The following is a 14,129-nucleotide window of genomic DNA, read 5'->3' as shown; positions in this document are numbered from 1 at the left end:
AGCCATTTTTATAACCTTTGGGCGCCTGGCTGCACGCGGTTGCCGAAGCCGCCGGCCCAACCCGCCGCTATTGGCCGCAAGGCGACTAGCGTCCGCGCAAGATGCTCAGCGACTGCGGCGGCCGCCTGTTCAGGCTGTCCGCGGCGTATCCCCTCGACGATCGCGGCATGTTCGGCGATCACACTGTCGGCGCGACCGCCAGAGATCGTGATGGCATGCACGCCCATCCGTAACTGTCGGTCTCGCAAGCTCTCGTAGAAGCTGGCGAGCATCGGATTGCCTGCTGCGCGCACGATGGTGCCATGAAATTCCCGGTCGCATTCGATGAATGCGACCGAGTCGTCATGCAAGTCCACCTGCATGGCCACCAGTCGGTCGAGTTCCGTCGCAAGCACCTCTCCGAAACCAGCTGCTTGCCGCGCACACCACTCCTCCACCAAGCCGCGAGCCTGCATAACCGCTTCAATTTCAGCCTCGGTTATAGGAGGGACATAGGCACCCTTCTTCGGCACGATCTGCAGGAGGCCGTCGGCTTCGAGCCGTAAAAGTGCTTCGCGCACTGGCGTCCGCGACGTGCCCGTCTCGCGGCAAACCTCCGCCTCGGTAAGGAACGTGCCTTCATGCCTGGGCAATGTAAGCACATGCTGCTTCAGCCAGCGGTAGACGATGTCCTGCGCAGCATCGGTGCGATGGCTTGCAGCAAAGGTCCTAGCATCGTGCCGTTGGCTCATAAACAAGATGCATACATCTTGTTTATGAGAAATTCAAGCAGTCCTTTTGATTTGCGACGTCGCAACACGCGTCGGCGGCTTCGAGAGATCCTATGAGGTGCCCGACCTTGCCTCTCTCATAGGCGACGAGGAGGCGGTCGCCGTCCTTCGAGATAACGTGGCTCTTGCGATTTCAAAAAATCGTCCGTAGAATGTTTTCATATCAGAAAGAAAAATCCATCAATTTTTTCTATTTATGAAAGCTTTGGCCTTTGCGGGAACATCTCGATCAGACCGACCGGCGACTGGTCAAACTGCTGTCGCAGGACGCGCAGCCCGGCATAAACCGCCTCGCCGAGACGATGGCGATCTCCGTGCCGACGGTGCGTACGCGGCTGCGCAACCTGCTCGACCGCAACCTGATCAAGATCGTCGGGCTGCTCAACCTGACCGAGCGCCCCGAGCTGATCTCGGCAATCGTCGGCATCAACGCGCAGGGGCGCGGCCGTGCCAGGGAACTGGCGCGACGCATTTCCGAACTGCCCTTCGTCAACTCTGCCGCCGTGGTCACCGGGCGCTTCGACATCATCGTCGATGTGACCGTGGCCGGCGATGTCGCCGACCTCTACCGCGTCACCAGCGAGCTGATCCCCGGCGCCGGCGAGCCGGGTGAAGTCGTGCGCAGCGAGACCTTCGTCGTCATGGCCTCCTGCAACAAATGGGTCAGCCTGCCGGAAGGCTGCTGGTCGGAAGAAACGCCGGCACGCAAGGAGCCGGCATGAAGATCGCGGTTCTCGGCGGCCTCGGCCTGCAAGGCCGGGCGGCAATCGCCGATCTCGTCGCCAGCGACGGCGTCGAGGAAGTCGTCTGCGTCGATACCGCGCCGGATGGGGCGGCCCGGCTTGGCGGCCTGACCGACCTCGCCCATGTACGTTTCGTCGTGCCCGAGGGCGCGATCGGCCCGGCACTGGCCAATGTGCTGGCCGATGTCGACGCCGTCATCGACCTGCTGCCGCAGCCGCTGATGCGCGAGGCGGTGTCAGCCGCGATCGCGACGCGCACGCCGCTGGTCACCACCAATTACGGCAAGGCGATCGCCGACCTCGCTCCTGCCGCCGAACAGGCCGGCGTTTCGATCATGACCGAATGCGGACTCGACCCCGGCATCGACCTTGTCCTCTACACTCATGCGGCCCGGCAGTTCGACACCATCACCGCCATCGATTCCTATTGCGGCGGCATCCCCGAGCCGAAGGCGATGGCCAAGCCGCTGTGCTACAAGGTGAGCTGGAACTTCGACATGGTTCTGGTCAGCCAGAACCGCGACAGCGTGCTCATCGAAGACGGCAAGCGGGTCGAGGTGTCGGCCAGCCGTCAACACGACAACCGCTTCATCCATGAGATCGAGGTCGCGGGGCTCGGTCAGCTCGAAGCCTTCCCCAATGGCGACGCGCCGCACTATGTCGAGATGCTGGCCGCCGCCAGAGGGCTGCAGCGCTCGGGCCGCTATTCGCTGCGCTGGCCGGGTTGGTCGGCCTTCTGGGCGCCGCTGAAGGAGCTCGGCTTCCTCTCCGAGGACAAGGTGCCCGGCCTAGGTGCGAGCCCGCGCGAATTTCTCGGCCGCCTGCTCGGCCCGCAACTGCAATATGGCGCCGACGAGAAGGACCTGTGCGTCATGCGCAATGTCTTTGCCGGCACACAGGGTGGCCGCCCCAAGACGGTGACCTCGGACCTGATCATCGAACGCGACCTCGCCTCCGGCCTGTTCGGCATGAGCCTTGGCGTCGGCTATCCCGCCAGCATCGTGGCGCAGATGCTGGCGCGCGGCGAAATCGCCACGCCCGGCCTGCTCAACCCGCTGCTGCATGTGCCCGACGGCCGCTTCCTCGACGAACTGGTCAGCCGCGGTATACGGGTATCCGAAACGGTCGGCTGGGACTGAGGAGACAGATTTTCGAACGGTGTCGCCGCCGGCAACGGCGCCGCCGCTCAAAAAGCACCCCCAAAGGGTGAAACAACAAAGTGGAACAACAACGACAACAGGAGGAATGCCCAATGAAGATTGCCAAGCTTTTCATCGCAGGACTTGCGCTTGCCGGCCCCACCACTGCTGCCAGCGCCGGAACGCTCGACGACATCACCAAGCGCGGCGAATTGCGCGTCGCCGTGCAGACGCAGGGACCGCCCTTCTCGCTGGTTGGTGCGGCCGGCGAACGCACCGGCAGTTCTGTCGAACTCGCCGAACTGATGGCCAAGGAAATGGGCGTCAAGATCACCTTCCTCGATTTCGACTGGGATGGGCTGATCCCGGCGCTTTTGTCGGGCAAGGCCGATCTGCTGGTTGCCGACATGACGCCGACGCTGGCGCGTGGCATGAAGGTCGCCTTCACCAAACCTTATATGTATACGGGCAGCACCGTCTTCACCAAGGCCGACAGCAAGTTCAAGACCACCGAGGACTGCAAGGCCAAGGGCACCAAGATTGCCGTGCTGCTCGGCGCGACCGGCGAGAAGGAGGCCAAGACCGCCTTCCCCGACGCCGACATCAAGAGCTACAAGGGCGGCGGTCCGCTGCTGCTCGACGCCGTCAACAACGGCCAGGCCGATTGCGGCGTCAATGACGTCTCGGCGGTGAAGGGACAGTCGACCGCCTATCCGGCCGGCAGCTTCACCATCATGCCGGAGCTGCTGTCGAAGGAGCCGCTGGCCTTCGCCACCCGCTATGACGAGCCGGACCTGCTGGTCTGGATGAACCTGTTCCTCGACCAGGTCAGCATCGACGGCCGCCTGCAGAAGAACCTCGACTACTGGGTCAATTCCGACGCCTGGAAGAAAGACCACTAAGCAGAGACAAATCCGGACAGTTTCGCGCGCGCCTCGGTGCGCCACAAAGCTGTCCGGAATTCGCCTCGTCCGTCTCGGGATTCCACCCAGCGATGCTTGAAAATTTCAGCTTCCGCACCATCGTCGAATATCTGCCTTTGTTCGGGCAGGGCCTCGTCACGACCGTGTGGCTGTCCCTCATCTCCTTTGCCGGCGCACTCGCCGTCGGCATCCTGCTCGCCGCCATGAACCTGCAACGTGGCTGGCTGTTTCGCGTCCCGGCCAAGGCCTATATCGACGCGGTGCGCGCCACGCCGTTGCTGGCGCAGCTCTATTTCCTCTATTTTGGCCTGCCTCGCCTCGGCTTCGTGCTGCCCGAGCTGGTCGTCGGCATCCTCGCTCTGTCGCTGAACAGCGGCGCCTATGTCGCCGAGATCATCCGCGCCGGCATCCTGTCGATCCCGCGCGGCCAGGTTGAAGCCGGCGTCGCCTCGGGGATGACCTATGTCCAGCGCATGCGACTGGTCATCCTGCCGCAGGCGTTCAAGGTGACGATCCCGCCGCTGCTCGGCCAGGCCATCGTGCTGGTCAAGGATTCCGCCCTTTTGTCGCTGATCTCGGTCGCCGAGCTGACGCGCGCCGGCCAGTTGCTCGCCTCCGACCGCTTCATGCCGGCGGAAGGTTTTATCACCATCGCCGCCTTCTATCTCCTGCTCTACTACTGCCTGAAGGGCCTGGCGGCGCTGTCCGGCCGCTGGCTCGGCTTACAGCCGGCAAGGAGCAGCACATGATCTGGCAGCAGTTGCAGAGCCTCGCCGGCAGCTATCCCCTGGCGCTACGCGGCCTCGGCATGACCGTGGCGCTGTCGCTGATCAGCCTGGTGCTGGGCACGCTGCTCGGCTTTGGCCTCGGCATATTGCGAACCGGCGGCAACCGGCTGATCAGCGCGGCGATCGGCGCCTGGGTCGACCTGATCCGCGGCACGCCGTTCCTGGTGCAGATCTTCCTGATCTTCTTCATCCTGCCGGAACTCGGCATCGAGCTCGATGCCTTCACCGCCGGCATCATCGCGCTGACCAATCTGGCCGCCTGCTTCATCTGCGAGATCGTCGCCGCCGGCATCCGCTCGGTGCCGACCGGCCAGGTCGAGGCAGCGCTGGCGTCCGGCCTGTCGCGCTGGCAGCGCATGCGCCAGGTGGTGCTGCCGCAGGCGATGCGCATCGTGCTGCCGCCGCTGGTCGGGCAATATGTGCTGCTGATCAAGGATTCCTCCGTAGTCTCGGCCATCGGGCTGACCGACCTCACCCGCGTCGGCTGGCTGGTGGTGCAGCGCGTGCCGAACGGGCTGCTGGTCTTCTTCCTCGTCGGCCTCGGCTATTTCATCGTCTGCTATCCGCTGATCATGCTGGCCCGCCGGCTGGAGCAGCGCATCGGTGCGGCCCATGGCGAGGTGCAGTTGTGACGTCGAACCCGAAGGGTCAGGCAAATATGACCAAAACCGGCATGATCGATTTTCGCGGTGTCAACAAATGGTTCGGCGCACTCAACGTGCTGAAGGACATCACGCTGAGCGTCGAGCCGCGCGAAGTGGTTGTCGTGTGCGGCCCGAGCGGCTCGGGCAAGAGCACGCTGATCCGCTGCATCAACGGCCTTGAGGCGATCAAGGACGGCGATCTCATCGTCGACGGCCAGCGGCTCGGCGACCCCGCCACCAACATGACCCGGCTGCGCACCGAGATCGGCTTCGTCTTCCAGTCGTTCAACCTCTATCCGCACAAGACAGCCCTCGAGAACGTGACGCTCGCTCCCATCCATGTGCGCAGGATCCCGCGCGCCGAGGCCGAAAAGGACGGGCGCGAACTGCTCGCCAAGGTCGGCCTTGGCGACAAGGTCGACGCCTATCCCGGGCAACTGTCCGGCGGCCAGCAGCAGCGCGTGGCGATCGCGCGCTGCCTCGGCATGCGCCCCAAGATCATGCTGTTCGACGAGCCGACCTCGGCGCTCGACCCCGAGATGATCTCGGAAGTGCTCGACGTCATGGTCGCGGTTGCCGAGGAAGGCATGACCATGATGGTGGTGACCCACGAAATGGGCTTCGCCCGCAAGGTGGCGCAGCGCGTGGTGTTCATGGACGCCGGCGCCATCGTCGAGAGCGGCACGCCGGAGGAGTTTTTCTCACATCCGAAAACCGACCGCAGCCGGGCTTTTCTGAGCAAGATCCTGCGGCATTAGGGTTGAGAGGCCGAGATGGGCGGAAAGAGGTCCCCGACGATCAGACTGCAAGCGCAGCGGGCAGCGCGCACCGACGCAGGATGACTTCTCCGGGAACCGATTGCAGCCCCCCTAAGACTCGTCCCTCTCATCGCGCAAATTAGACACAACGCGGCGGTTCTGCGACCTGCAGGCGGCGTCGGGGCAGTCGCGGACGAGCCTGTCCTTGCCGTAGCCCTTGGCCCACATGCGGTTGCGGTCTATGCCGCCGGCGGCGAGGTAGTCCATCACCGCGTCGGCGCGCTGCTGCGACAGCGCCGTTTCGCTTGCGCCGGGATCGTCGGCGAAACCCTGCAGCTTGAGCAGCCAGCGCGGATGCTTTGCTAACCAGGCGATCTGGGTGTCGAGGGTGGCCTTGGCGACAGAATCGAGCGCGGCCGAACCTTTCGTGAAATAGGTGCGGCGGCCGACATTGAGGATAAAATCCTCCTCGCTGCCCGGCTGCACGTTCTGGAAGCCGGCAATCTCGGCGTTGGTGATGTCGGGCGTGGAAGGGGCCAGCGTGTTACTGGTCGAGCAGGATGCGGCCAGCACCAGCAGGCTGGCGGCGAGCAGCCGGCGCGTGTTTTCAATCATGCGGTTCATGATGCGCCAATCATTCGACAGTGGTGGAAGCGGGCGCCTGGTCGGCGATGTGCGGCAGGACCTCCACCGCGGTGCCGATCGGGCACCGCTGGTAGAGGTCGATGATGTCTTCCGGGAACATGCGGATGCAGCCGCTGGAAGCGTCGGTGCCGATACTCCATGGCTCCAGCGTGCCATGCAGGCGGTAGCCGATGTCGGCGCCGTCGCGGTACAGATAGAGCGCGCGCGGCCCGAGCGGATTGTTGGACGCGCCGCCTGCGATCATGGGCGGTAGGTCCGGCCTGCGCTTACGCATTTCGGGGGGCGGGACCCATTGCGGCCACAGCGCGCGGCGGTCGATCGTCGCGCGGCCGTACCATTTGAAGCCGTCCTTGCCTACGCCGACGCCGTAGCGGATAGCGGTCTTGTTTTCCATGATGAGGTAGAGGAAGTGGTGGCGGGTATCGACCACGACGGTGCCGACCGGCTCGCTGCTGAAATACTTGACGATCTGGCGATGCCATCTCTTGTCGATCTTGGCGAAGTTGGTCTTGCGATAGACAAAATTGTTGTCGCTGGCGGTACCGGCGAAAAAGGATTTTGCCGTCGCGGCTTGAATAATATTGCCGGTTGCACCGACGGCGACCAGCGCCAGGCCACCGATCACGACACCCCTGCGTGATAAAACCATCGGCAATCCCCCATGCCTTAAGCCTGGCGAACCATAATTGAGAATTATTTCGCCTCAAAGTGGAAAATGCTGCAGTTAGCCGCATCCGGACCGGCAGCTAACTAGACCGACTGTGCGGTAGCTGCCGTTCCGCTCCTAGCCGGATATCAGGCCAGCGGGACCGCGATCGCTCACGAGGCTTAGACAGATTGCGAGATCGCGCTACTTAATGCGTCAGACCTCGTCGGACTGTCTGCGTCAGGAGGATAGCGTGAAGTCAGAGACAGTAAGAGTTGCGTCCGCTGCCGATGAAAATCCGGTGGTCGATACGGTCGTGCTGGCGTTTGCGGCGGACCCTATGGCGCGATGGACTTGGCCTCATTCGCACCAGTTCCTTGCGGCCCTGCCGCGGATGGTTCGTGCGCTCGGAGGCGCGGCATTCTCTTGCGGAAGCGCCTTTTGCACCGCGGACTACGCTGGTGCGGCGCTGTGGCTGCCGCCTGGGGTGCACCCTGACGAGAAAGAGCTTGGTGCGCTCATCCAGAGCACAGTTGCGCCCTCTCTGGCCGGCGAAACCGCGGCTGTATTTGAGAAAATGGCCACCTACCATCCGACCGAACCGCATTGGTTCCTGCCCCTGATCGGTGTCGACCCCGCGCACCAAGGCGAAGGTCACGGCAAAGCCCTGATGGCGTACGCACTCGCACGGTGCGATCGCGATCACGCGCCTGCTTATCTGGAATCCTCGAATCCGCGCAACATTCCGTTTTACCGCCGGCACGGCTTCGAACCGCTCGGCGCCATCCAGGTCGGTTCGTCGCCGACAGTCGTCCCGATGCTGCGAGGACCGCGTTGAGTCGTGGAAGGTCCGCGGAAGCGGATCTATCTCGGCGCGATCGATCGTTATTCGCACGGCATCCGCTACGGGCATACGCCCGGTACGTCTGGGCAATTGGCGTGTGATAGGCGGTGGTCCACCGTGCCGGTTGGTCTTCCGTCGCGTTGCGCAAGGGGGCCGAGAGCTGCCGGAAGGTGCTTCTCACGATGCGTGCGCGATGCGACCTGGCTCTCGTAATTTCGCTGAACGCGACGAGGTCAGCTTATTGCCTCCAATTCCCTGGGACGCGTCGCTGGACGCGCCTCGCTACAGCACGAGTATGGTGGCGAGCCCCAGCATCAGGCCCATGCCTACAATATCGGTCAAGGTGGTGAGGAAGATCGCCGAAGCGACCGCCGGGTCAGCGCCGACCCGGCGCAGGCCCAACGGGATCAGCACGCCGGAGATTCCGGACATGAGGCACGATCCGGACATGGCAAGCAGGATCACAAGTGCCAGCATGGGCGCTTGGGCCGCCGACTCCGGTTGCCTCGAGGCGTAGAACCACATCGCCGCAGCCGCAAGAAGGCCGACGAGCAAGCCGTTGGCGATCCCGAGCGCGCCCTCTCTCATCACCAAGTGCAGCTTCGGTCGTTTGTCCACATCCCCCAGGGCAAGGCCACGCAGGGTCATCGCCAATGCTTGGCAGCCGGTGTTTCCGCTCTGCCCGGCCAAGACCGGGAGGAACGCCGCCAGGGCAACGATCTTCTCGATCGTCCCTGTGAACGAACTGACGACGAATGCGGCCATGAAGGCCGTCAGGAGGTTCAACTGCAGCCACGGATGACGCTTCAAGAAGGCTGAAAACAGCGGCGTAAAAGAGCGCTCCTCCTTCTGGACACCTACCATCTGGCCAGACTGGGCGGAAATCTCGATGATTTGCTGCTCGAACAAGCGCCAACCGCGAACCTGCCCAAGCAGCCGGTTCTCCGCGTCCACCACCGGGTAGACAGGGTAGTGACGCCGTACCGCTGCCTCGCATGCGTTGCTCAAAGAGAGACCGACATTAAGAGCGAACGGCCTGGGCAGCATGATCTGATCGACAATTGCGTCCGGTTCGCTCAGCATTAGATCGCGCAGGACCACCAGGCCAACCAGTTTATTGCCCTCGTCCGTGACATAGAGATAAGTGAGCTCGGTCGGCACCTGGGCGCGTCTGACAGCTTCAACCGCGGCAGCAACTGTCGTCCCGACAGGAACGCTGGCGGCAATCGGGTCCATCAGCTCGATGAGCGACTCGGGCATCGCGACATCCTCGCCACCGCCATGAGACCCGATGGGCCGCATATGCAGTGGCAAATGCTCGGCCACCTTACGGGCGTGCCCGTCCGGCAACAGCTTTAGTGTGTCGCGGATGAACTCGGGAGACTCTCTGGCGAGCAATTCAGCTGCGTCATCAGGTGCTCGGGCACGCAGCGTGCGCACCAACTTCTGAACGCCGGTCTCTTCTTTCATTTGCTATAGCCCCCAATTGAAGGTCACATAGTATGTAAAGTATCGGATCGCACCAGTGTGGAAATACCCCAGCTTCTTCCGGCCCCAGCAGTCCGCCTTGTGGTTCTCGAAGTTATTGCGGCCTAATATGAGTTGATGCACGTCGACTGACGCCAGCGTCGACCCAGCAGACGCCATCTCGCCTGGGGTTATCCGGACCGGCCCGGAATTCCTTGCTGAGCGATCAATGGCCGTCCTGGGAAATGCATGTGGGCAACATCCTTGCAGCCGGCTTCAATTCAATCTCTGCCAATGGCGGGTTGGAGAGTCCGACATCGTGCGCATCGAGAGCTACGGCGCGGTCACTGTGATGTCTGCTTTTTGGAAGCGGCTGCTAATATCTCAATGACCGAGATGAGGCGCGAAGCGGACATTCGGGTCCGCTCCCCTCAGGGCGCGCCAGTCGCGCCCGCGGCGAAAGCCATTGACGGCGAACAGGCGGAGGGCAAGTCGGCATCGGAGCTGCCTCCGCGACTAAAATCTCAATACCCAGGCTTCCACTTTTCCCTTGCCTTTGACTTCGATAGCGCCGCGCGGCTCGAAGACGAATTGGTTCTTGAGCTGTTCGTAGACGGGGCGCGTCACCTGAACAGAGTCGGGAACTCCGCCAGACTCCATGCGGCTCGCCAGGTTCACTGTGTCCCCCCATAAATCATAGATGTACTTACTCTTCCCAATGACGCCGGCGACCACTGGCCCGCTGTTGACGCCAACCCTGAGCTTCATCGAGACGTTGTGTTCCATCGCGTGCTCGCGGGTAATGTGGACCATGCGGATGGCCATGCGGACCATGCGCTCGGCGTGGTTGGCCACCGGCACGGGTAGGCCGCACACCGCCATATAGGCGTCGCCCACCGTCTTGATCTTCTCTATGCCGAGATCATTGGCGGCAACGTCGAAGCGCGTGAAGAGTCCGTTGAGAAGCATCACGACATCGTGCGGCGGCATTTCCGATGTCAGTGCCGTGAACCCGACCAGGTCTGCGAAGGCGACCGTGACCTCGGCGAAGCCGTCGGCGATCCTCTCCTCGCCAGCGCGCAGCCGATTGGCGATCGGTGCCGGCAGGACGTTGAGCAGCAGCTGCTCGTTCTCGCGGTTCTTGTTCTCGATCACGACATTCTTTTGGTGCAGATTCTCAACCATGCCATTGAAGGCCGAGCAGAGCTCGCCAATCTCGTCGCGCGTGCGGACCGGCACGCTGGTTGCATAGTCGCCAGCAGAGAAGCGTTTCACCCCGGCAGTGAGCTCGCGGAGTGGTCCGAGCAGCGCGCGCGAAAGCCAGGCGGCGGTTGCGGCGACCACGAGCATCGCCAGTCCTCCGACGAGCAACAAATCCCGGCGGAGTTCGGCGATCGGTGCGAAGGCCTCGGCGCTGTCGATCTTGGCGACGAGAGCCCACTTGACATCGGAAATCGCGAGCGGTCCCCATGAAGCGAGCGTCGGGACGCCACGGTATCCGATGATCTCGCCCGTGCCCTCGACACCGGCGAGCGCGGCACGGGAGGCCTTGGTGTCGATGCGCTGATGCAGCACTGGTGTCCCGTAACGCTGAATGGCGGCGATCTCTTCGTCCGAAGCGCCGACGGATTTGAGGTCGGCGAAGAAGTTATCCCGGTTCTCGTAGAACGCACGCGGGCCGGAGCGCGCCAGATAATCGGGTCCGACGAGGTAGGCCTCACCCGTGTCGCCGAACCCTTCCTGCCGCCAGCGGCGATTGCCGGTGACAACGTTGTCGATCTCATCATTCGACAGTTGCGCGACCAGCGCGCCGATGACGACGCCTTGGGCAATCACCGGTGCTGCCATGAAGGCGATCGGTGCGCCGCCTGATGGCGCATAAGAGGCGAAATCTACGAGGCAGATGGCTGACGGGTCTGCGATCTGCGAGCAGCGGGCGACGGCGGCCGCGACGTTGGTGCGACGGTACGGACCCAACTGAAGGGACGTGGTGAAATCCACCTCCTTCTCGACCGTATAGATCAGGCGACCTGATTTGGGATCGGCAATCATGAGATCGAAAAACCCAACCGTGGTAGCCGCAGCGCGCATCAATGGATGATATATGGCATGCAGCCTGGTGTATTCGCTTCCGTCGCCGGCGTCGTCGAGAAGCTTGCGCCGCTCCGCCGGGTTGGGATTTTCCACAATGTAGTGATACTGCAGATAGTAGGGGGCACCACCGACCGGCAGGTAGTCCGACAGGGCTGGTTCCCTGCCCAAGGTGCGTGTCATTTTGGGGATGAAGTTCTCAGCGTACCAATCGCCGACCTTCCGCTGCAGGTCAGGCGGCGCGCCTGCCCGGTCGAGTTGGTCGACCGCGATCCGGAACTCGCGTGTCGCATCGACCACCATCTTGGAAGTAGCAAGCAGGCTCAGCTCCTCCTGGATCGTGCGGAAGTAGGTTTCGACCTGGCGCGTCTTGGTCTGACGGGCGGCCGTGAGTTGGTCGAAGACTGCTTTTTCGAGGGCGTCGCGGGCACGGAAGTAACCGAGCACCCCGGTCACCAAGACCGCGGTCGCGCCAAGAAGGACGAGGGTTGTAAACAGCTTTGCGGCCAAGCCCCAGCCCGCGGGGCTGGATGAGCCGGTCACATCTGGAGAAGACATGAGATCTTACTTTGCTTTTGCATCAGGTCTTCGGAAACAGGAGCGTCGGCGTCACGTCGGACGGCAAGCCAAGATTGTGTTTCATCTGTTACCCTCTTCCTCGCATATGCATACCAAATTTACTGCGAGACGTGTGCGGGAATGCGTTGTCGATTTGCTGCCCGTGGGACCGCACGGCAAAAGCGTTGCCCTTGGCTGGAATGCGGCGAAAGGCTGCGTAATTGCCGTTGCGCGTCACATGCCGACGCTCAGCGCCAGACAATAAGCGCCCTGTTTGGGCCGAAAGCGGACTTGCTGCATTAGTGTGCTACCGCAATGGCCAGACCAGCATCAGCATCGGAACGGCGACCAGGATGACCAGGATCGACAGCGGCAGGCCGAGCCGCGGATAGTCGCTGAAACGGTAGCCGCCGGGGCCCATGACCAGCGTGTTGCACTGATGGCCGATCGGGGTGAGGAAATCGCAGCCGGCACCGATCGCCACCGCCATCAGGAAGGCTTCAGGCCGATAGCCCAGCGTTGCGGCGAAGCTGGCGGCGATCGGCGCGACGACCAGAACCGTCGCTGCGTTGTTGAGGAACGGCGTCACGGCCATGGCGACGACCACGATCAGCGCAAGTGCTCCGGCCGGCGGCAACGCGGCGCCGATATCGGCGAGCCATATGGCGATGACGTCGGTCGCACCGCTGCGGCGCAGCGAATCCGAGACCGGGATCAGCGTGGCGAGCATGACCAGGATCGGCCCGTCGATGGCGCTGTAGATATCGCGTGGCGGAATGACGCGGAACAGCACCATGGCGACGGCGGCGGTGAAGAAGGCGATCGGCACCGGCAGCAGGTTGCCGGCAGTGGAGCCCATCGCCGCCGCCAGGATGAGGATCGGGACGACGCCGTGCCGCACGCTGCCGAGCAGGATCGAGCGCTCAGCGAGCGGCAGCATTCCGAGTTCGCGCAGAATTTCCGGCAAACGCAGCGGATTGCCTTGCAGCACGACCACGTCGCCCATCCGCAGCGTCACTGCGCCAAGGCGTTCGCTGATGCGCTCGCCTTTGCGGCTAACGGCCAGCAGATTGACGTTGAAACGGTCGTAGAGCGCCAGCTGTTGCGCGGACCAGCCGATGAGCGGGGAATGTTCGCCCACGACGGCTTCGATGGCGGTGGACGTTTCGTTGCCGCCTCCCCCGGCCGCCTCGCGGCTGCCGGTGACGCTGAGCTTCGCCTGGGCGACGACGCGGTCGAGCGCCTCCGGCAGGCCTTCGACCAGCATGATGTCGCCCTCACGCAGGACTGCGTCGGGCAGCGGCATGATACGCTGAGCGCGAGCGCGCAGGATCGACGTTACCACCACTTCTCCTCCGGCATATTTCAGGAGGTCGGCCACGCTCTTGCCGTTGACCACCGAGTCTGCAACGACGCGCGCCTCGGTGACATAGCTGTGGCTGTCGAGCGCCTCGTGGATGGAACTGGACTCGCGGGTTCGCACCGGCACCAGCCAATAGAACAGCGCCAGGAAGACGATACCGGCCGCCGCCAGTGCCGCACCGACCGGCGTGAAATCGAACATGGTGAAGGCGGTGCCCGTGATTTCCTGGCGGATGCGCGAGACGACGATGTTGGGCGAAGTGCCGATCTGCGTCATCAGCCCGCCGAGCAGCGAGCCGAACGCCATCGGCATCAGGAACACCGAGGGCGAGGTGTTGGACTTGCGGGCGAACTGGAAGGCGATCGGGATCATGATCGCCAGCGCGCCGATATTCTTGACGAAGGCCGAGAGTATGGTGACGACGGCGACCAGCAAGACGAGCTGGGCCCGGATACCGGTCACGTTTGGTGCGTAGCGCTGGAGGGCGAATTCCATGATGCCGGAGCGCGCGACGCCAGCGCTGACCAGCAGCGCGCTGCCGACGATGATGACGATGTCGTCGCTGAAGCCGGAAAACGCCTCATCATATGGGACGACCCCGGTGGCGAGCGCCGCGATCAGCGCGGCGCATGCAACGAGATCATAGCGGAAGCGGCCCCAGACGAACGCCGCCATCATGAGCGCGATGATGGCAAAGGCGAGAACCTGATTGATCAGCATCGACCGGATGCTCCCTCGCTGCGGCTCAGC

The 14,129-nt window shown here is 63.2% G+C and carries 13 protein-coding genes; 7 read left to right on the top strand and 6 right to left on the bottom strand.

What is annotated here, in order from left to right; genetic code table 11:
- Nucleotides 1-8: 8 nt before the first annotated feature.
- On the bottom strand, nt 9-731 hold the full coding sequence (locus OHD62_RS22495) for a GntR family transcriptional regulator (RefSeq protein ID WP_263787233.1): 723 nt from the start codon (nt 729-731) through the stop codon (nt 9-11).
- Between the two features lie 251 nt (nt 732-982).
- Here OHD62_RS22495 and OHD62_RS22490 point away from each other — a divergent pair, with 251 nt between their 5' ends.
- The 6 genes from OHD62_RS22490 (at nt 983) to OHD62_RS22465 (ending at nt 5,765) form a co-directional block, all read left to right on the top strand.
- Nucleotides 983-1,492: an Lrp/AsnC family transcriptional regulator gene (locus OHD62_RS22490; RefSeq protein ID WP_263787231.1), complete on the top strand. Its 510-nt coding sequence runs from the start codon at nt 983-985 to the stop codon at nt 1,490-1,492.
- Complete coding sequence (locus tag OHD62_RS22485; protein WP_263787229.1) at nt 1,489-2,652, top strand: saccharopine dehydrogenase family protein; 1,164 nt, start codon at nt 1,489-1,491, stop codon at nt 2,650-2,652. The genes OHD62_RS22490 and OHD62_RS22485 overlap by 4 nt, the downstream gene beginning before the upstream one ends.
- 113 nt (nt 2,653-2,765) lie before the next feature.
- Entirely contained in the window at nt 2,766-3,554 is a 789-nt protein-coding gene (locus tag OHD62_RS22480) for an ABC transporter substrate-binding protein (protein WP_263787226.1), read from the top strand.
- A gap of 92 nt (nt 3,555-3,646) precedes the next feature.
- Complete coding sequence (locus OHD62_RS22475) at nt 3,647-4,324, top strand: amino acid ABC transporter permease (RefSeq protein WP_263787225.1); 678 nt, start codon at nt 3,647-3,649, stop codon at nt 4,322-4,324.
- The gene (locus OHD62_RS22470) at nt 4,321-4,995 is read left to right on the top strand and encodes an amino acid ABC transporter permease (RefSeq protein ID WP_263787223.1); all 675 of its coding nucleotides are present in this window, start codon (nt 4,321-4,323) and stop codon (nt 4,993-4,995) included. The genes OHD62_RS22475 and OHD62_RS22470 overlap by 4 nt, the downstream gene beginning before the upstream one ends.
- Before the next feature lie 26 nt (nt 4,996-5,021).
- The gene (locus OHD62_RS22465; RefSeq protein ID WP_318528654.1) at nt 5,022-5,765 is read left to right on the top strand and encodes an amino acid ABC transporter ATP-binding protein; all 744 of its coding nucleotides are present in this window, start codon (nt 5,022-5,024) and stop codon (nt 5,763-5,765) included.
- A 111-nt stretch (nt 5,766-5,876) separates the two neighbouring features.
- On the opposite strand, the gene OHD62_RS22460 is transcribed toward OHD62_RS22465, so the two are convergent.
- Together OHD62_RS22460 and OHD62_RS22455 are read right to left on the bottom strand one after the other, a co-directional pair.
- Complete coding sequence (locus OHD62_RS22460; protein WP_263787221.1) at nt 5,877-6,389, bottom strand: OmpA family protein; 513 nt, start codon at nt 6,387-6,389, stop codon at nt 5,877-5,879.
- Nucleotides 6,390-6,399: 10 nt separating this feature from the next.
- On the bottom strand, nt 6,400-7,059 hold the full coding sequence (locus tag OHD62_RS22455; protein WP_263787219.1) for a L,D-transpeptidase: 660 nt from the start codon (nt 7,057-7,059) through the stop codon (nt 6,400-6,402).
- Between the two features lie 250 nt (nt 7,060-7,309).
- On the opposite strand from OHD62_RS22455, the gene OHD62_RS22450 reads away from it, so the two are divergent.
- Nucleotides 7,310-7,894, top strand: coding sequence for a GNAT family N-acetyltransferase (locus tag OHD62_RS22450; RefSeq protein WP_263787218.1), 585 nt, complete (start codon nt 7,310-7,312; stop codon nt 7,892-7,894).
- 288 nt (nt 7,895-8,182) lie between these two features.
- On the opposite strand, the gene OHD62_RS22445 is transcribed toward OHD62_RS22450, so the two are convergent.
- The 3 genes from OHD62_RS22445 to OHD62_RS22435 all read right to left on the bottom strand — a co-directional run bounded on the left by OHD62_RS22445 (nt 8,183) and on the right by OHD62_RS22435 (nt 14,099).
- Complete coding sequence (locus OHD62_RS22445; protein ID WP_263787216.1) at nt 8,183-9,370, bottom strand: magnesium transporter; 1,188 nt, start codon at nt 9,368-9,370, stop codon at nt 8,183-8,185.
- A gap of 513 nt (nt 9,371-9,883) precedes the next feature.
- The gene (locus OHD62_RS22440) at nt 9,884-12,016 is read right to left on the bottom strand and encodes an adenylate/guanylate cyclase domain-containing protein (RefSeq protein ID WP_263787214.1); all 2,133 of its coding nucleotides are present in this window, start codon (nt 12,014-12,016) and stop codon (nt 9,884-9,886) included.
- Between the two features lie 307 nt (nt 12,017-12,323).
- A complete protein-coding gene (locus OHD62_RS22435) occupies nt 12,324-14,099 on the bottom strand; it encodes an SLC13 family permease (RefSeq protein ID WP_263787211.1) in 1,776 nt (591 codons plus the stop codon).
- Nucleotides 14,100-14,129: the final 30 nt, after the last annotated feature.

The organism is Mesorhizobium sp. YC-39 (genome assembly GCF_025753795.1).
GTDB lineage: Bacteria > Pseudomonadota > Alphaproteobacteria > Rhizobiales > Rhizobiaceae > Mesorhizobium.
This window is presented reverse-complemented; position numbering and strand designations above follow the sequence as displayed.